Here is an 18677-nt window from a genome sequence, read left to right as displayed (position 1 = left end):
GAAATTCAGTGCTTTTAAATAAATTAAAAATCACCCTTCAATACCTTATGCCTAAACATTTGATTTCTCGTTTAGCTGGAAAATTTGCTGCTGCAGAATGTGGCCGAGTAACAACGAAAGCCATTGAAGCATTCATTAAAAATTATGACATTAATATGTCTGAAGCCAAGCTTAAAAATGCAGAAGACTTTAAAACCTTCAACGATTTTTTTACGCGTGAACTTGAAGATGGTGCCCGCCCCATTGATAAAGATGAAACAACACTTTGCTACCCTGTTGACGGTGCCATTAGCCAACAAGGTGATATTGAAGACGGACGTTTAATTCAAGCTAAAGGCTTTGATTATTCATTAGAAACCTTACTCGGTGGCTCATATAACACCGCAAAGCCATTTCAAGGCGGTAAGTTTTCTTGTATCTATTTAGCACCGAAAGATTATCATCGTATTCATATGCCAATGGCGGCAACATTACGAGAAATGATTTTTGTGCCTGGTGATTTATTTTCTGTTAACCCATTAACGGCGAATAACGTGCCTAACTTGTTTTCTCGTAATGAACGTGTCGTTGCTATTTTTGATACAAAAGCAGGTCCAATGGCAATGGTACTGGTAGGTGCAACAATTGTTGCCAGCATAGAAACAACTTGGGCAGGCACGATTACCTCACCCAAAAAGAAAGGTATTTTTAGAGAAAGTTATCCTGCTGATGGCACTGACGCGATCACTTTTGAAAAAGGTGACGAGATGGGACGTTTCAAACTTGGCTCTACGGTAGTTTCGACCTTTGCGCCTAATATGATTGAGTTTAGTGTCGATGCTGGTGCTGGAACTGTTACGCGTTTAGGTGAGCATTACGCAAATATCGTTAACGCTGATTAGCCATGAAAATAATTGCTCATCGAGGCGCTAGTGGAGAATTTCCTGAAAATACACTATTGGCTTTTGAGCAAGCAATAAAACAGCAAGCCGATGGTATTGAGCTTGATGCTCAATACCATCGATCGTCAGGTCAGTTTGTTTTATTGCACGACGCCTTCGTCATCAATAACGCTGGGCAAGCTTTATCTTTTGAAGACTTTTCACTTGAAGCCCTTTTAGCTATCACACACAATAATCAAGCCACCACAACATTAGATAAAGCATTGGCAACGATTAACGGTCAGTGTTTAGTTAATATTGAATTAAAGGCAACGACTAGTGATAAAACACTCATAACAACGATTGTTGATGCATTAAAAAAACTGTTAAATGGCTTTATTGAGCGTAAGCAATTTACCTATTCACAATTAGTTATATCTGCTTTTAATCACCCGCTATTATTAAAAATCAAACGAGATATCCCGCAAGTAAGTACTGCTGCACTTATTGCACACTGCCCATTAACCTTTGATGAATTTAAACAGACATTGCAGGTAAAATCAGTAAACCCGTCTATACATTGCTTAAACCAAAACTTAGTCAATAGTATTCATCAGCAAGGCTTAGCTGTTTGGGTTTATACCGTAGACCGAGAACAAGACATACAACAATGTATGCAACTAGGCGTTGATGCTATTTTCACTAACTATCCAACTCGTACTAGGTTAATCGTTAACAAAAAACAAAAAAATAATAATTAAAAAACCTTTGTTATCAGCACTCTATTTCAAAAGATCATCAATAACTCGAAAAGTAGTTGCTCATTTTATCAACACAAGATACGATTACATTCGTATTTAACTCATAATTATTCACAGCATTAAGGAATTTCAATGGCTCGAGATAATACAAATATCAAGCCTACAGAAGCAGAGTTAACTTTGCTTAATGTTCTCTGGAAAGTTGGTCCAGCAACTGTTCGTCAGGTACATGACGTTGTTAGTAAAACTCAAAAAACGGGTTACACTACTGTTTTGAAAATTTTACAAATTATGCATGAAAAAACGTTGGTCATTCGTGACGAAAGTAATCGTGCGCATGTATACGCCCCCTCGAACAGTGAAACATTCACTCAGTCATCGTTATTAAAAGACTTGGCGACAAAAGCTTTTGGTGGTTCTACATCAAAGTTAGTTATGCGAGCTTTAGATGAGTCTACGAGTAAAGAAGAAATTGCCGATATTCGTCAATTACTCAACGAGCTAGAAAAATAATAGATAAAATAACCAGTATAGTCGTACGTTAAAATGTACATAAACACGGAAGGATAATGCCCGATAATTTAATGAGTAGTCCATTTTTATACAATTTATCGTTGACTCTTATCCATTTTATTTGGCAAGGGCTTTTTGTTGCGCTTGCCTTAAAGTTAGCATTAACATTTACGTCTTATAAAAAACCACAGTGGCGGTATGTATTTTCGTCACTGGCGATGGTTGCAAATCTATTACTGCCCTTCTTCACCTTCTACATCATTTCGCAGGCTGACTTTCAACAATTTAGCCCTTTGCTAAACAACAGCATATTATTAGCTGACATTATTAATGGTGATGCGCAAAGCACGGCGACTTGGTATGCAAATACTATTGAATATTTACCTTACTTATCATTAACATGGATAGTAATTAGTTTTGCTTTAGCGGTTAAACTATTTATTGAATTGTATAATGTTAATCAGCTTCCCAAAACAGGTACATCTCCAGCAGAACCTGAACTTGAAGCAAGGTTTCACCGATTAGTTCAGCAAGTAAAGTTAACATGTACACCACAAATTTTAATTTCACTAAAAAATGATGTACCTATGGCTATTGGTTGGATAAAGCCTGTAGTCCTTATTCCAGTATCTATGCTTTCAGGGCTAACACCAGCACAACTAGATATGCTTATTCTTCACGAACTAGCTCATATTCGTCGCCACGATTACTTAGTGAATTTTATACAAACCTTAGTTGAAATATTCTTGTTCTTCCATCCAGGTGTTCGTTGGGTTTCTAAGCAAATGCGTAATGAACGTGAGTATTGTAGTGATGATATCGCCGTTCAACATTGTGGCAACCCTGTTGCTTATGCGCATACTCTAGCGGATACAGCGTCGATATGTAACAGTCATCGACATCACTCTATTCCTGCAATGGCAATGGCAGCGTCTGGTGGCGATTTAAAACAGCGAGTGGTACGTTTAATTGATCAAAACCAGCATTGCTCAACGACGAATAATTCAGGAAAATGGTTAGCCTCTATTGCGGTTGTGCTTTCAATTATCGCTGTGGGCAGTAAGGAATTCATCCAAATTCCCACCTTAGATATAAGCACAGGTACTATTTCTTTATATCGTAATTCAGATGATAATTTCAACACCCATAGTGATGACAATACTAAAGTAACCTTACCCGCTTTAGCGCAACAATTATTACATCAAAAAAGTGACGGTATCCCCTTAGAAAACAAATTCCCCACAACGGTTTTATCGCCATTTATGCAGCGTATTTCCACGAATGATATGAGCGTATCAAAAATAAAACGAGCCGTTCCCAAAGCGTATGTAGAATTAGCCAACGACTTTAGAAATACGAGTGCTCAAGCTAACCTTAATGAAGTGAATACGTTAAGTCTTTCAGCTAAAGCAACAGAGAAAAAAATAACCGCTATTGAGGATGTGACGATTCAACCCGTGACCAATTTCACCGGAAATTTAGTTATTGAAGAAAATAAATCACCGCTTACTTCTACTCAGCAAACAGCGGATAAATCATTACCAGAATTAGTATTAACTGAAAGAGTAGTCACAAACAAATCAATCTCTGAATTAGCTTTTGAACGCACCGATTCAAGCAGAGATGGGGCAATATTAAAGAACCCATATGCCCAACAAGTCGCAAACTTAGCAAGAGCGCCTTCAATAGAAACTTCTCAATTAACGCTGCCAGCGAATATCAATTCAAAAACTGTAGAGCAGGTACTCTCATCAAAAAATGAGTCTCCTATTAACTTTATGCCTATTCGCTCACCAGCAAAACTACTGACGTCAACTTACCCAAAGTATCCATCGAACGCCAAACGTAAGGGTATTGAAACCGATATTGAAGTCACGTTCACAATAGATAAAAACGGCTATATTCGTGACATTCAATACGGTAGTGAAGGCAAAGTAAGCTATTTCCGTAACACTATTCGCGCATCATTAGAAAAATGGCGTTTCACACCTGCGAGTTATAACGAACAGCCGGTAGAAAGCACCATGTCTAAAATCTTTTCGTTTAGTCTTGCTCGATAACAAAGCTAAAACTATTCAAAGTGGTGAGGCCTTCTTTTCTCGGTAGCGCGACGTGACTTCATTTTCGCTTTTTGCTCTTCAGTTAATAATGCTATAAAGCGATGTTTTGTTTGTGCTTTAATCAACGCCATTTGTGCAAAACTATCTTGATACTGACTTTGTAAGTCAATAAAAGCTTGTTCGTTAAAGTCGTCTTCCATCATTAAAATTTCACTTTGTTGATGAAAATTTTGCAAGCTATCCTTTAACACTAAGCGACTTTCTTTTGCCTGTTGGTGAATAGCTTTTACTTGCTGTCGCTGTTCAGAAGTGAGATCTAAATACCTCATCATTTTTTTCAACTTATGCTGCATAAAACCTTCAGATTTTTGCATAGATTTAGTCGCATGCTTTTTATGTTTATGACCATGACCTTCATCATCATTCAAGGCAAAAGCGGAAGTGCTCGCTAATGACATCGTTAACACGGCACCGGCTAATAATACTGATAATTTATTTTTCATTGGGTAATCCTCATTGTTTATAGATACTATCAATTGAGTAAATGATTTTGCGGCTTAATGAGCTAAGTGGGCTAATTCATTAACTTAAGTGATATAACTATAAACTCTGCAATGCAAAGAAACGCAAGCCAGTGTAAATTTTATGTAAAGGCTCGAACAAAGTAAGTTTTCTACTAAGAGTTAAGTTAATATCAACACTAGCCAAATAAGCCTTCTAAGTATGATGATTCAAAATTATGAGTAAACAGAAAATATTGATCATAGATGACGACAAAGAACTCACTGAATTATTAGCGGAGTATTTATCATATGAAGGCTTTGAACTCGAGGCTTGTCATAATGGTGTTGCGGGTTTAGCACGTGCATTTGACGAATCGTTTTCTTTAATATTACTCGATGTCATGATGCCAAAACTTAATGGCTTTGAAGTATTAAAAGCCTTGGGGGGTCAGCATAAAACGCCTATTTTGATGTTAACGGCTAAAGGCGATAACGACGATAGAGTTTTAGGGTTAGAGCTTGGCGCTGATGATTATTTAGCAAAACCTTTTCAGCATCGTGAATTACTCGCGCGTATTAACGCAATTTTACGACGAATAAAAATAGTAAAAACCAGAGAAGGTAAAATTAACAATCAACTGATCAATGCCGTGAGATTAGATCACGCAACACGCCAAGTTTTCTGTCATCAACAATTAGTAGAATTAACTGGGACTGAATTTCAAATACTCGATTTATTGATGAATAATGCTAGTCAAATCGTCAATAAAAATGAAATATCAGAACAAATTCTAAAGCGAAAACTTAGTGCTTTTGACCGCAGTATCGACATGCATATCAGTAACATACGCCGCAAGTTGCTCGAATTTTCTCCAAGCGATAAATTAAAAACTATTCGTGGTGCTGGTTATATATTTCTTGCAGGAGAAAGCCTAGGGAATAATGAATAATGATCACTAAAATTAGACGTTCATTTTCATCTATTGGCTTCAAAATATTTTTATGGTTTTGGCTTTTCGCCTTAAGCTCTATTATAGCAACTCGATTCATCTCAGCACAATTAGCAGAAAACAGTATTATATTGCCTGCACATCCTAACGACCAAAAAAAATTAAACCGTCTCGCTAATCGTATTGAAAGCAAAAATATTACCGCCAGTGAACTTTTGCAATATCGACCTAAAATATCTCATGATGCCATTATTATTAAAGATATTGAAAGTGGTGAATTTACCACCGACAATAATCCATTTTTAAATAATTTAGTGAGCTACCTAGAAATAAATAGTTTTCCTGCAATTACCAGTATTCAATTCCCAAGATCTCGTATTACCGGCCCTAAAAATATTACCTTAGACAACAAGCCTGTAGCACTCTATTTAGTGGTTAAAGGTAAATCACGACACTTTAATTCTTTTATTATGCAGCTTCCAAATTGGTTAAAGTTAGCCATTCCTATTGCTGTTAGTTCATTACTCGCCTGGTTGTTAGCAAGAACATTAAGTAAGCCAATATTAGCAATAAGACGAGCGGCTACTGATATAGGTAACGGACAGCTCGATGCACGTATCAAGAATGCAGATAAAAGAAAAGATGAACTGGGTTCACTTGCGACCAGTTTCAATACTATGGCGGATAAATTATCACTTAACCTCACTGCTAATCAGCGTTTATTAGCTGATGTTTCCCATGAATTACGCTCCCCAATGACTCGCCTACAACTTGCCGTAGGCTTAGCGCAACAATCGATTAATAAGCCTGAACTTCAAAAAAAACATCTGGCCCGCTGCGAGTTAGAAGTCACGCGTTTAAATGAAATGATCAGTGATGTACTCTCGCTTTCTCGACTCGAAAATACCTTTCAAAAAATCAATTTGCAAACAGTTCACCTCGATGAATTGTTAACGGATATCTGTCAAGACTGCCAGTATATTGCTGATGAAAAACATATTTTAATTACCATGAATAATTTTTTATCACTGGACCTACTCGCTGATCAAAATTTATTAAGCAGTGCATTCAGTAACGTCATCATTAACGCCATAAAATATAGCCCAAAGAATAGCGAAGTGATTATTTCAATGCATCGCCTGATCAACAAACAACAAAACAGTATAAGTATTATTATCAGTGATAACGGTACCGGCGTACCTCAAAGCACCATAGAAAAGCTATTTCAGCCATTTTATCGTGTAGATGAAGCCCGAGATAGAAACAGTGGGGGTACAGGTTTAGGCTTAGCTATCGCACAACAAGCGGTATTGGCACACAACGGTAAGATAAGTGCTAAAAACAAAGACAGTGGTGGTTTATCGGTAAAAATCACCTTACCATTAACATAAATCACACATAATAAAAAAGTATAGCGTCAATCATCACCTTATCTGTACGCTTATTACAGGATTGAACAACATGACTTTAGCGCAAATCAGTACAGATGAATATTCCAAAGAAACAGCATTAATAACGCATTTATCCACCCGAATAAAAGCGTTTTGGCAACAAGGTGTTTTCTCATCCTTTAAAGGCGTTGATGACATTAGAATAAATTACACTGCCTTCATTAACACTCAATATCAAGAATGTCTTGTGTTGGTAACAGGCAGGTCAGAAAGTTACTTAAAATATCAAGAACTCGCCTTTGATTTACATCACCAAGGTTATAATCTCTTTATACTTGATCACCGTGGTCAAGGTTTATCAGAACGATTATTGAAAGATAAACACAAAGGATTTGTGAAAAAATTTGATGACTACGCTCATGACCTCAAACAATTCATCAGGGAGGTTGTAACGCAATATTGCACGAATAATTCAACTAAAAGTGCCACGCCACTCCCCCACTTATTAGCCCATTCAATGGGCGGTGCAATTGCGATTCGTATGATGCAATTATACCCAAACTCGATAAAGTCAGCTGTGCTATCGTCGCCAATGATTGCCGTTAACAATGGCAGTATTCCAAATTGGCTCGCTAAAGCTATTATTTACACCGCAGATAAGCTAAATTCATGGTTTAGTGATGAAGCTAATTACTTCATAGGACAAACAGGGTTTAGTAAAACACCTTTTACAGAAAATGAACTAAGTCATTCCGCGATCCGCTACCAAGTTTTTGTTGATGTTTATCAACAACACAAACAGATTCAATTGGGAGGTGTAACCGCGCATTGGCTTAAAGAAGCGATAATTGCCAATAAGCATATATTTGCGGATATACACAAGCTCGCTACCCCGATTATTGTGATGCAGTCAGGCAACGATACAATTGTTTCGAATACCGCACAAAATGCTTTCTGTCAGCAATTACACCATAAAGATTCAGCGCTTAACCCGCACAGCAAACCTTTTATATTTAAAGGAGCTTTTCATGAACTTATGTTTGAAAAAGACGAGTACCGCACACCGGCAATAAAAAACTCACTCGATTGGTTTAGAAAGCACTCGGCTTAATTTTCATGATTATTTTAGCCTTCAACAACTGAAGTAGGGTCATGATGAATGAAGACTTCGCAAGGTGAAAACTTCGCTTCTATTTCCTTCTCTATAGCTTCACCAATACTGTGAGCTGACAGTAAAGATAACCTGTCATCAAGCTCCAAATGAAATTGAATAAAGCGATGTGGCCCAGATTGTCGCGTTCTTAAGTCATGAACACCTAATGTCGAATCATGAGACAACACAATTGCGGTTATTTGAGTAAGTTCATCTTCACTCAATTCGTGATCCATCAAGTTATGGACACTTAGATAGATAATTTTTAAAGCGCCACTTAATAACAACAAACCCACAGCACAAGTGAATGCGCCATCAGCATATTGAGAATAACCACTGCTTAAAATTAAAGCGGCAAGTACGCCAAGATTGAGCAATAAGTCAGACTGATAATGTAAAGCATCGGCACTGATTGCAACTGAGCGTGTTTTTTTAATCACAAAACGCTGCAACAAAACTAACAAAAGGGTCATCACTATAGCGATAATTGTAACGATAATGCCGATTTCTGTTTTAACAACCAGCTTCGGGTTAATAATACGGTCAAAGCCATGAAATACCAGTAATAATGCAGAACCTGTAACAAAAGCCGCCTGTACTAACCCAGCCAAGCTCTCAGCTTTACCGTGACCAAATTTGTGTTTTTCGTCGGCGGGTGCCAACGCATAATGAATGATCACAACATTCATGAGTGAAGCAAATAAATCGAGCATTGAATCTGTTGCAGAAGCCAACATAGAACTCGCATCAGTTGCCATCCAAGCATAAAGCTTCAATACAACGAGTAATAAGGCTGTAGCTGTCGCTGCAAAAGCAGCAATTTTCACCCAGTAACTGTAGTCATCATTTTTTGCTAAAGCTTCACTCATATTCTTTACTTTTCCAATGTCACTCGTGAGGGTGTAAGTTGTACAATATATTAATTCGTTTGGTATAATAGCTTATCATCTTTGAATTCAAGTATTATTTATATGTTAGACGTTGTTTTATTTCAGCCACAAATCCCACCAAATACCGGTAATATTATCCGCCTCTGCGCGAATACTGGCTTTAGGCTACACCTAATAGAACCCTTTGGCTTTGATCTAGACGATAAAAAACTACGTCGAGCGGGTTTAGATTACCATGAGTTTGCCGCAATCAAGCGCCATAAAAATTACGAAGCTTTTATTGAAAATGAACAACCTAGCCGTGTACTAGCAATCACAACCAAAGCGACAAACTACTATGGAGATGTATCCTTTGAACAAGGTGACTATTTACTTTTTGGTTCAGAGACAAGTGGTTTGCCAGAAGAAGTAAGACAACAAATACCGGATAAAAACAAAATTCGTATTCCTATGGTAAAAGATAGCCGTAGCATGAATTTATCTAACGCAACGGCTGTTATTATTTTTGAAGCATGGCGACAAATGGGATTTGAAGGCTCAGTTTAGTGAACAGTAAGTTAACTTAAAAAGAGCTTCATTTGCAGTGTGTTAAGTTATTCGACAGTACGATCTCGGGAGAGTAAATCAGCGGCCGCTAACCTTGCTGATTTTCCACAATAGAGTACTTGATACACTTGTTCAACAATAGGCATTTCTACGCCCATGCGTTGCGCTAACATGTAAACTTCTTTGGTATTGCGGTAGCCTTCAACAACTTGACCAATATCAGCCATCGCTTTTTCAACATCAACACCACTGCCTAACGCTAAGCCAAACCGACGATTGCGTGATTGATTATCAGTACAAGTAAGCACTAAATCACCTAAACCGGCCATTCCCATAAAAGTACTGGGCTCTGCATTTAGTGCACAACCTAAACGGGTCATTTCAACTAAACCGCGGGTAATTAATGCCGTTCGAGCATTGGCACCAAAGCCAATACCGTCGGCCATACCTGCACCAATAGCAATAACATTTTTTACAGCACCACCGAGTTGTACACCAATAAAATCTTTATTTGCGTACACCCTAAAAGTCTTTTCGCAATGGAGTAAGTCAGAAATTTCAGTGACAAAGTCATCGTCGGTCGACGATAACGAAATAGCGGTTGGTAAACCTGCAGCCATCTCTTTTGCAAACGTGGGACCCGATAATACCGCTAATGAAATATCATCACCCAAAATATCACGTGCAACATCTTGGAGTAATCGACCTGTTTTATGATCTAAGCCTTTAGTGGCCCAAGCTATTTTAGCCTTAGGTAATAAAAATGGCTTGATCTGACTAAGCATTTCGCCAAAAGCGTGGCTAGGTACAACAACCAGAATGTTTTCACTCGCTTTAACCGCACTGGCAAGATCGTCTGTTGTTATGAGTGATGGTGGAAATTGGCAACCGGGTAAATATTTTTCATTCGAGTGAGTCGCTTGCATCTGGGCAATATGCTGAGGATCTCGTCCCCACAATACAGTTTTGTGACCATTTCTAGCAAGACAAATAGCAAGGGCAGAGCCATAAGACCCTGCCCCCAAAACTGTGATCTTTGCCGTTAATTCCGACATATCATCAATTCCATTTTATGGTGACTAATAACCGATTTGCATAAAAGCAAAAGGGGACTAGTGAGTTTCAGCGCTCGCAGGTGCTTGCTCAGCATTTGCTTGAGCGGCACGTTGCTGAACGTATGAAGCAAATAATGCTTCAAAATTCACTGGCGCTAAATTAATTTGTGGAAATGAACCACGGCTAACTAAGTTGGCAACTGACTCGCGTGCATATGGAAATAAAGTCGTTGGACAGAAAGCACCAATAGTATGTGCAAGTTGCGCTTCAGGTAAATTACCTATAGAAAAAATACCGGCTTGCTGAACTTCAGCTAAAAAGGCAGTTTGCCCTTCAACGGTAGCAGTAACCGTCACAGAAAGTACAACTTCATAAGTATCTTCCGCTAATTTATTTGATTTAGTATCTAAATCTAATTGAATTTCAGGTTTCCAATCTTTTTGGAATATAGCGGGAGAGTTAGGTGTTTCAAAAGAAATATCTTTTGTATAAATACGTTGAATAGCAAATTGTGGTGCTGCTTTATCAGTAGCCGCTTGTGCTACATCCGTGTTGTTGTTTTCATCAGACATGTTCTGTTTCCTATTGTAATTGCTATTATTATTTAATGATGACTTTTAATCTTTTGCTAAAAGTTCATCTAATTTATTTGCGGCATGTAGTGCGAAGAGTTCATCGCAACCACCGACATGCACATCACCAATAAAGATTTGCGGAACGGTAACACCGCCACTACGTTTGATCATCTCATTACGTAATTCTGTATTATTGTCGATCTTAATCTCATTAAAACTTATTTGCTTTTCATCGAATAAAGCTTTTGCTCGCACACAATAAAAACAAGTCACTTTAGTGTAAATATCAACAGTCATATCAAACCTTTATAAGTTATTAATCGTTATTTTTTAACGAGCGGTAAACCTGCATTTACCCAAGAATTCATACCACCTTTTAACAAGCTAACTTTAGTAAAGCCCGCTTTAAGTAATTGGTTAGCTACAGGTGTAGCTGTAATTCCTGCGGTACATACAACTATGATGGGTTTATCTTTATAGTTTTCAAGGGTAGCAAAATCATTATTTGTTACTTTCTCTTTAACTAAGTTTTTTGAATCGATAATACGACTCGCTTTAAATTCTTTTTCCGTACGAATATCTACAACAACACCTTCTTCACGATTTACTAAAAAAGTAAGCTCCTGTGTAGATATTTGCTTAATAGGTGACATTTGAATACGAATAGTCGTAATAATAATCAGCACGACAATCGCTGCCCAAGCTGCACTTAACACTGGATGATTACCAGCAAAAATAATTAATTGATCCATAAAAATAATAAATATTGGTTGAATAAAAAGTTGTCGATAGTATACAGAATTACCGAGCAAACCCAAAAAGAACTTTACCTGATGAGCGATTAAATCAATCAAAGTATAATTTTTGTTGGTACAACTGACGGATAACAAATAAAAGCACACAATTGCGTTGAATTATTTTGTCTAATAGCACACAAGCAATTCTTTATTTTGCTTGGTATACTGGCGAATAATTAGCTAATTTCACCTTTATGGAAACGACAATGCCAAATAAAAAACCTACCGTATTACTGATTTTAGATGGTTGGGGATACCGAGAGTCAACAGACTCTAACGCTATTTTTCATGCAAAAACGCCGGTACTAGACGATTTAAATGCGCGATATCCACATATGTTAATTGGAACATCGGGTATGGCAGTAGGTTTACCTGACGGGCAAATGGGTAACTCAGAAGTTGGTCACGTTAATTTAGGTGCTGGACGTATTGTTTACCAAGACTTCACTCGTATTACCAAATCGATAAAAGATAAAGAATTTAACAGCAACAAAGCACTCAATGATGCGGTTACGCATGCAATAGTGAATGATAAAGCAATACATGTATTTGGTTTATTATCGCCTGGCGGTGTTCATAGTCACGAAGATCATATTCTATCTATGCTAGAGCTCGCGAAAGAAAAAGGCGCAAGTAAAATCTATTTACACGCTTTTTTAGATGGTCGCGATACACCACCACGTAGTGCAGAAGCATCATTAATCAAAGCACAAGAAAAATTCAAGCAACTTGGCTGTGGACAAATAGCGTCGGTTATTGGCCGTTATTATGCGATGGACCGTGACCAACGTTGGGATCGTGTCGAGTTAGCCTACAACTTAATGGTCAGTGGTGAAGCAAAACATCAATATTCAAGCGCAACTGACGCCTTAACAGCGGCTTATGCTCGTGATGAAAATGACGAATTTGTTGCGGCGTCTGCTATTTTAGATAATAACGGCAATGCAATTGAAATTAATGATGGTGACTCATTAATTTTTATGAATTTTAGAGCCGACCGTGCTCGTCAATTTACCCGTTGCTTCACTGAAAAAGACTTTGCTGGTTTTAAACGTAAGAAATGTCCTGCTATTGCTGACTTTGTCATGCTCACCGAATATGCCGGCGACATAAAAGCCAATATCGCTTTCCCTAAAGTGGCACTTGAGAACGTACTAGGTGAATGGCTAGAGAAAAATAACAAGACGCAATTACGTATTTCAGAAACCGAAAAATATGCGCACGTTACGTTCTTTTTCAGTGGCGGTAAAGAAAGTGAGTTTGTTGGCGAACAGCGCATATTAGTGCCTTCCCCGCAAGTAGCTACCTACGATTTACAACCAGAAATGAATTCAGCCTTATTAACAGATAAATTAGTAGCGGCGATTGAAAGCGGCGAACATGACTTTATCGTGTGTAATTATCCCAATGGAGATATGGTGGGTCATACAGGAAAATTTGATGCTGCTGTAGCGGCTTGTGAAGCAGTTGATGCTAGCGTAGGTCGTGTTGTAGCCGCTCTAGAAAAAGTGGGTGGAGAGTGCTTAATTACCGCCGACCATGGCAATGCTGAACAAATGCTTGATAACAATTCAGGCCAAGCACACACCGCACATACCTGTGAACCCGTGCCATTAATTTATATTGGCCGACCTGCCCAACCTGCAAAAAATGGTGCATTAAGTGATATCGCACCCACTATATTGCAATTGATGGACATAGAACAACCTGAGCAAATGACAGGCCATTCCTTGATGAAGTTTGTTTAAGATTATTAACGTGAAAATCACCGTGAAAAAAATACTTTTATTTGCATCAATAGTTAGCCTTAGCGGCATGTTGATGTCGGTGAGCATTGCCCAACAATCATCAGGTAACGAGAACGACCAGAAAAAAACCAATCAAGCGCTGTCTAAAGTTCAACAACAAATATCCGATCAACAAAAATCGATCAAACAAACGAGCAATGAACGCTCGGCATTAGAAAAGCAATTACGCAATGACGACATTTCTATCGCTAAAATTGTAAAGGCGATGATTAAAACTAATACTGATTTTGAAGATACGCAGCTAACATTAAAAAATCTTGCACAAGAAAAAGTATCACTCACTCACAAAAAAAAACAGCAAGAAACAGTGTTAGCACAGCAGTTAAGAGCGGCTTATACGTCGGGAAATCACGACTATCTTAAGTTATTACTCAATCAAAAGAGTCCGGCTAGCGTTGAGCGAACCGTTACTTACTATAAGTATTTGAACGATGCGCGCATCAAAGAAATAGACCAATTTCAAATCGTATTAAGTGACTTACTCGCCGTAACGACACAACACCAAGAACAAGCTAAAAGATTAAATCTTCTAAAACAACAACAAACTGAGCAAAAGGTCGCTTTTCAAGGGAGTAAACAAGAGCGAAAAAACACCCTTCGCGCAATAAATAAAGAACTCCTTAACAGTAAGCAACTATTAGCCAAGCTAGTGGCTGAAGAAGAAAACTTAGTGGTTGCATTGCAACGTATCGCAACATTATCGCAGCAAAGTGCCGAACTGGTTGGCCTTAAAAAATTAAAAAGAAAACTTTCATGGCCGATCAAAGGTAAAATTAGTCACAGTTTTGGCTCTCGTAAACAAGGCTATTTAAAGTGGAAAGGCATTCTATTAGCCGCTCCTGTTGGCAAGCAAGTTAAAGCCATTCATAACGGCACAGTATTATTTTCTGATTGGTTAAAAGGTTATGGTTTAGTCACAGTATTAGACCACGGCGCAGGCTACATGAGCTTATATGGCCATAACCAAGCGTTATTGAAATCAGTAGGTGACCGCGTTGAAACAGGTGAACCGATAGCACTTGTTGGGCAAAGTGGTGGGCAAAGTCAATCAGGCTTATATTTTGAAATTCGCAGAGATGGTCAAGCGGTCAATCCTAAAGCTTGGTTTAAATAAGCGAAAACAAATGATCACTTCTGCTCGATTTTAACTTTTTCTCCTGATAATCTGAGTCAACTTCAATTCCTTTTTAAAATTAAGAGTTCTTTTGCGTTTATTTCCCCTATTACTTATTTTACTCACGTTGTTGAGCATCGCTCCGTTAACTGTCGCTAAAAACGCTCAAGTTGCGATTATTATCGATGATATTGGTTACCGAAAAAGTGATGCTGCCGCGCTAACGTTACCAGGAGCAATAACCTTTGCTATTCTTCCTCATACCCCGTTTGGAAAAATCTTAGCGGCACAAGCATATAACAAGAACAACGAAATTATTTTACACATTCCAATGGAAGCAGAAAATGGTAAAGCATTAGGTCCTGGCGCATTAACGGTACTTATGGATGAAAAATCTATTCGCCGTGAACTTACACGAGCATTTGCTGAGATCCCCTTTGCTATCGGCATTAATAACCATATGGGTAGCAAACTTACTAAACTTTATAGTCCAATGATGTGGACGATGCGTTTTTTAAAAGAACGAGATTTAATTTTTGTCGACAGCGTAACAACGAACAGAACGAAAGCAGAGCGTATTGCACTACAAATAGGCGTGCCTACAACACATCGACAAATATTTTTAGATAACGAATTAAGCAGTGACTATATTGATCAACAATTTATGCAACTCATTGACCATGCTCAACGATATCAGTCGGTTGTCGCTATTGCTCATCCTCACCCTGAAACCATCGTTGCACTCAATCGTTTACTTCCCTTGCTAACAGAGCTCGATATTGACCTAGTCTCAATTTCAACATTAATTGGTAAGCCCCAAAATATTCACGAACCTGCCGTAATAAGTGAAGATTAACAGAGAGCTAAAGTTAATTAGCCTTAAGGTAATCAATGTTATGTTCTTGTAATAAAGCTAATAAATATTTAACGGGAATAGCGTAAGTAATACCGCTGGGCTTACTAATAACAGCCTCTTTCGATTCCTGTACAAAAACCTTATTAATAATGCCAATAACGTCCCCTGTGCTTACATCATACAGAGCACTCCCACTATTTCCTGGGTATGCTGTGGCATCAAGTTGATAAACCAAATATGGGTTTCTCAGCATTTTCAGCATCTTAATACTAATTTGTTGTGCGTTATCAACGGGTATAATGGTTGGTGTAATACTGGCAATAATGCCACGATGAGATACAGGATATAACCCTAACACCGCGCCAATAGGAAACCCCGTAAAAGCGACATAGCTGCCTTCTCGGCGAAACCCTTTATCTGCGAGTTGCATCGCGGGCAGTGGCCCACCATGAATTTTCAAGATAGCTATATCATGAAGCTGAGAGCTTGCGACAATATCAGCCGTACGTACTTTGGCATTTTTCCCTGAGCCAGTAAAAATTGCCATTTGTTGTAAAATACTTTCATCGAGATCTTCTGGCAAAACATGATGATTAGTTACGACATATTGTCCATTACCAATAACAAAACCACTACCGTTTAAGCTATTTTTCTGCCGACCAGATGGAGTGTGAACTCCTATACCCACGACGGCGGGCTTTATTTTTTCAATAGTATCGGCCAAATCAGCTATAGCTAAGTTGGTATATAAAATTAAGTAAGCACTCAAAACCATTTTTATATAACGCATTGCAACACTCCGTTCATTATTAAATTACCTGCTAATAAGTTTACTGCGTTTTCCTCGCAAAAACAGTTATCTTTGCTCATAATTAAAATAATTAGAACAATATGTTATATCCCTGCGTGTCTTAATCACTCATTAAAGGTCGTTTAAAAATATGACAAAAAAAACAGTCGTTCCTATCTTTGCAGGAGGCGGTACACGCTTACCCGCACATGTTGGAATTTTACATGCGTTACAAGCGTTTGATATCGACTTTAATCACTTAGTAGGGGTTTCAGGAGGCAGTATTGTTAGCAGTTTATTTGCTGCTGGCCTAAGCCCTGCTGAGATTAAGGATATAGCCTTAAATACGAACTATAACCAGTTTAGAGAGTTTTCATTATTGAAATTAATTCGTAATGGTGGCTTAAGCTCGGGCGACCGCTTTGAGCAATGGATGGATAAATTACTGGGTGGAAAAACATTTGCCGAGCTTGATTATAATCTACATATTGTTGCCACCGATGTAGCTAAAGGTACACCAGTTATTTTTAACAAAGAACTAACGCCTGATGTAAAAGTATCACTCGCGGTAAGATTCTCAATGTCCATTCCCTTAATATTTAGTTTCAAGACCTTTGGCGAACATGTCATGGTTGACGGTAGTATTTTATCTGAAGATGCACTTCATCGTGATTGGGCAAAAGACGGCACACCGGTATTATGTTTTCGCCTTAAGGGTGAGCATGAAAATAACGAAGTTAATATCAAAGGTTTTTTCCCCATTTATAAATACGTGACTCTCCTTATTCGTACTTTTATGACCACTATTTCACGTGAATATATTAATGATGCTTTCTGGCACAATACCGTTGTAGTGAACATAGGCAACTATTCTGCCGTTGACTTTTCCATGACAATAGAGCAAAAACAAGCCTTATTTGATATTGGTTTAAAAACCGCAGAAGAAGTATTACCGATAAAACTTGGAGCGAAATAAAATTTTTTCACTTATTACTAATAATTATCTGATAATAGGTTATTATTAATAGTAATATCTATGGTGATGCGACAACTATTATCACTAAATGTGATGATGACAATTGGATGAGTAGATGAGTCTTAGTAAAATAATATTAAATTCCCCTATAATAGGCGATGTAGCAAAGAAAGTTGCTTCGATTAAGGTGAACCATGATGCCGGAAATATTGCCGAGCATTTTACTAAGTTTCTCAAGCCTCAATACGCCTCTACCGAAAGCCTTCGTAAAGAAGTGTTTAAAATTCGCCACAATGTTTACTGTGAAGAGTTAGCTTTCGAAAATCAAAAAGATAATGGTATGGAAATGGATGAGTTTGACCCACATTCAATCTTTGCCTTAATTAAGCACAAGCCTACTAATAACTACACCAGTTGTGTGCGCATAGTGTTATCAAGTAATGATGATGAATTATTACCCATTGAAAAGTATTGTTACGACGCTATTCAAAACAAAGACTACGATCCAAAGAACTTCAAACGTTCTGAAATTGGCGAGATTTCTCGCTTAGCAGTCAAAGCTGACTTTAGACGTCGTAAATCAGATCGTTTCAAAGGCTCTGCCATCGGTGCAATCAGCGAAACTAACTATTCTGAATCTGAGTTACGTTGCTTTCCTTTTATCGCTATTGGTTTGTATATGATCGCTTGTAACTTAGTCATTGAGAAAGGTGTCAAACACGCTTTTGTTATGATGGAGCCACGCTTAGCACGTAGTATGAAGTTTGTGGGGATTAAATTTGTTCAAATAGGTGAGCCCATTGAATACCATGGACTACGTGCGCCTTATTATATTAACCCTGAGATCTTTTTAGAAAATTTATCAAGTGGTTTCAAAAGTCTTTTTAAGGAGATACAAAAAGATATTCATGCCCAACTTTAGATATCTTGGTAAATCAGCAGTACTTAGTGTGATTGTTGATTAATACATTATCCATATCGTGCAGTATATTATTTATCTAAACATGGTGCTTTTAAGACCTGAGAACCTTTATTAGTAAGATAGCTTTAGTCACAGAACAACAAAAAACTTCGCAGT

20 protein-coding genes are annotated in these 18677 nt (G+C 37.9%); 13 read left to right on the top strand and 7 right to left on the bottom strand.

What is annotated here, in order from left to right; all coding sequences use genetic code 11:
• The first annotated feature begins 8 nt into the window (after positions 1-8).
• The 4 genes from asd (at position 9) to H4J39_RS15580 (ending at position 4194) form a co-directional block, all read left to right on the top strand.
• Positions 9-881, top strand: coding sequence for an archaetidylserine decarboxylase (gene asd / locus H4J39_RS15595; RefSeq protein WP_310649766.1), 873 nt, complete (start codon positions 9-11; stop codon positions 879-881).
• 2 nt (positions 882-883) lie between these two features.
• Positions 884-1621: a glycerophosphodiester phosphodiesterase gene (locus tag H4J39_RS15590; protein ID WP_182229308.1), complete on the top strand. Its 738-nt coding sequence runs from the start codon at positions 884-886 to the stop codon at positions 1619-1621.
• Positions 1622-1753: 132 nt separating this feature from the next.
• The gene (locus H4J39_RS15585) at positions 1754-2134 is read left to right on the top strand and encodes a BlaI/MecI/CopY family transcriptional regulator (protein ID WP_182180635.1); all 381 of its coding nucleotides are present in this window, start codon (positions 1754-1756) and stop codon (positions 2132-2134) included.
• 56 nt (positions 2135-2190) lie between these two features.
• Positions 2191-4194 carry a M56 family metallopeptidase gene (locus H4J39_RS15580; RefSeq protein ID WP_182229307.1) on the top strand — a complete coding sequence of 668 codons (2004 nt, stop codon included), beginning with the start codon at positions 2191-2193 and terminating at the stop codon, positions 4192-4194.
• 11 nt (positions 4195-4205) lie between these two features.
• On the opposite strand, the gene H4J39_RS15575 is transcribed toward H4J39_RS15580, so the two are convergent.
• Positions 4206-4697 (bottom strand): Spy/CpxP family protein refolding chaperone, encoded by a 492-nt coding sequence (locus H4J39_RS15575; protein ID WP_182229306.1) that lies wholly within the window; start codon positions 4695-4697, stop codon positions 4206-4208.
• 236 nt (positions 4698-4933) lie between these two features.
• Here H4J39_RS15575 and H4J39_RS15570 point away from each other — a divergent pair, with 236 nt between their 5' ends.
• From H4J39_RS15570 to H4J39_RS15560, 3 genes are all read left to right on the top strand, one after another.
• Positions 4934-5647: a response regulator transcription factor gene (locus H4J39_RS15570; RefSeq protein ID WP_182229305.1), complete on the top strand. Its 714-nt coding sequence runs from the start codon at positions 4934-4936 to the stop codon at positions 5645-5647.
• Positions 5647-7038, top strand: coding sequence for an ATP-binding protein (locus H4J39_RS15565; RefSeq protein ID WP_182229304.1), 1392 nt, complete (start codon positions 5647-5649; stop codon positions 7036-7038). Before H4J39_RS15570 ends, H4J39_RS15565 begins: the two co-directional genes overlap by 1 nt.
• Positions 7039-7108: 70 nt before the next feature.
• The gene (locus H4J39_RS15560; RefSeq protein WP_182229303.1) at positions 7109-8149 is read left to right on the top strand and encodes an alpha/beta fold hydrolase; all 1041 of its coding nucleotides are present in this window, start codon (positions 7109-7111) and stop codon (positions 8147-8149) included.
• Between the two features lie 14 nt (positions 8150-8163).
• Here H4J39_RS15560 and H4J39_RS15555 read toward each other — a convergent pair whose 3' ends face one another.
• The gene (locus tag H4J39_RS15555; protein ID WP_182229302.1) at positions 8164-9060 is read right to left on the bottom strand and encodes a cation diffusion facilitator family transporter; all 897 of its coding nucleotides are present in this window, start codon (positions 9058-9060) and stop codon (positions 8164-8166) included.
• Positions 9061-9162: 102 nt separating this feature from the next.
• On the opposite strand from H4J39_RS15555, the gene trmL reads away from it, so the two are divergent.
• Complete coding sequence (gene trmL / locus H4J39_RS15550; RefSeq protein WP_182180649.1) at positions 9163-9627, top strand: tRNA (uridine(34)/cytosine(34)/5-carboxymethylaminomethyluridine(34)-2'-O)-methyltransferase TrmL; 465 nt, start codon at positions 9163-9165, stop codon at positions 9625-9627.
• Between the two features lie 47 nt (positions 9628-9674).
• Here the strand turns inward: trmL and gpsA are convergent, their stop codons facing one another.
• The 4 genes from gpsA to H4J39_RS15530 are packed head-to-tail and all read right to left on the bottom strand — an operon-like array spanning position 9675 to position 12010.
• Positions 9675-10682, bottom strand: a complete 1008-nt coding sequence (gpsA, locus tag H4J39_RS15545) for an NAD(P)H-dependent glycerol-3-phosphate dehydrogenase (protein ID WP_182229301.1) — start codon at positions 10680-10682, stop codon at positions 9675-9677.
• Positions 10683-10739: 57 nt separating this feature from the next.
• Complete coding sequence (gene secB, locus H4J39_RS15540; protein WP_182180653.1) at positions 10740-11255, bottom strand: protein-export chaperone SecB; 516 nt, start codon at positions 11253-11255, stop codon at positions 10740-10742.
• A gap of 45 nt (positions 11256-11300) precedes the next feature.
• A complete protein-coding gene (gene grxC, locus H4J39_RS15535) occupies positions 11301-11555 on the bottom strand; it encodes a glutaredoxin 3 (protein ID WP_182180655.1) in 255 nt (84 codons plus the stop codon).
• Positions 11556-11581: 26 nt separating this feature from the next.
• On the bottom strand, positions 11582-12010 hold the full coding sequence (locus tag H4J39_RS15530) for a rhodanese-like domain-containing protein (RefSeq protein ID WP_182180657.1): 429 nt from the start codon (positions 12008-12010) through the stop codon (positions 11582-11584).
• A gap of 251 nt (positions 12011-12261) precedes the next feature.
• Between H4J39_RS15530 and gpmI the strand changes: the two genes are divergently transcribed.
• The 3 genes from gpmI to H4J39_RS15515 all read left to right on the top strand — a co-directional run bounded on the left by gpmI (position 12262) and on the right by H4J39_RS15515 (position 15833).
• Complete coding sequence (gpmI, locus tag H4J39_RS15525) at positions 12262-13803, top strand: 2,3-bisphosphoglycerate-independent phosphoglycerate mutase (protein WP_182229300.1); 1542 nt, start codon at positions 12262-12264, stop codon at positions 13801-13803.
• A gap of 22 nt (positions 13804-13825) precedes the next feature.
• Entirely contained in the window at positions 13826-14977 is a 1152-nt protein-coding gene (locus H4J39_RS15520) for a peptidoglycan DD-metalloendopeptidase family protein (RefSeq protein ID WP_182229299.1), read from the top strand.
• 91 nt (positions 14978-15068) lie between these two features.
• Positions 15069-15833, top strand: a complete 765-nt coding sequence (locus H4J39_RS15515; protein ID WP_182229298.1) for a divergent polysaccharide deacetylase family protein — start codon at positions 15069-15071, stop codon at positions 15831-15833.
• Positions 15834-15846: 13 nt separating this feature from the next.
• On the opposite strand, the gene H4J39_RS15510 is transcribed toward H4J39_RS15515, so the two are convergent.
• Positions 15847-16623 (bottom strand): serine protease, encoded by a 777-nt coding sequence (locus H4J39_RS15510; RefSeq protein WP_182229297.1) that lies wholly within the window; start codon positions 16621-16623, stop codon positions 15847-15849.
• A 151-nt stretch (positions 16624-16774) separates the two neighbouring features.
• Between H4J39_RS15510 and H4J39_RS15505 the strand changes: the two genes are divergently transcribed.
• Entirely contained in the window at positions 16775-17599 is an 825-nt protein-coding gene (locus H4J39_RS15505; protein ID WP_182229296.1) for a patatin-like phospholipase family protein, read from the top strand.
• Between the two features lie 115 nt (positions 17600-17714).
• Positions 17715-18521: a PEP-CTERM/exosortase system-associated acyltransferase gene (locus H4J39_RS15500; protein WP_182229295.1), complete on the top strand. Its 807-nt coding sequence runs from the start codon at positions 17715-17717 to the stop codon at positions 18519-18521.
• Positions 18522-18677 lie beyond the last annotated feature (156 nt).

Source organism: Colwellia sp. Bg11-12 (assembly GCF_014076955.1).
Lineage (GTDB): Bacteria > Pseudomonadota > Gammaproteobacteria > Enterobacterales > Alteromonadaceae > Colwellia_A.
The sequence above is the reverse complement of the archived record's forward strand: the minus strand, read 5'-3'. Positions and strand labels throughout refer to the sequence as shown.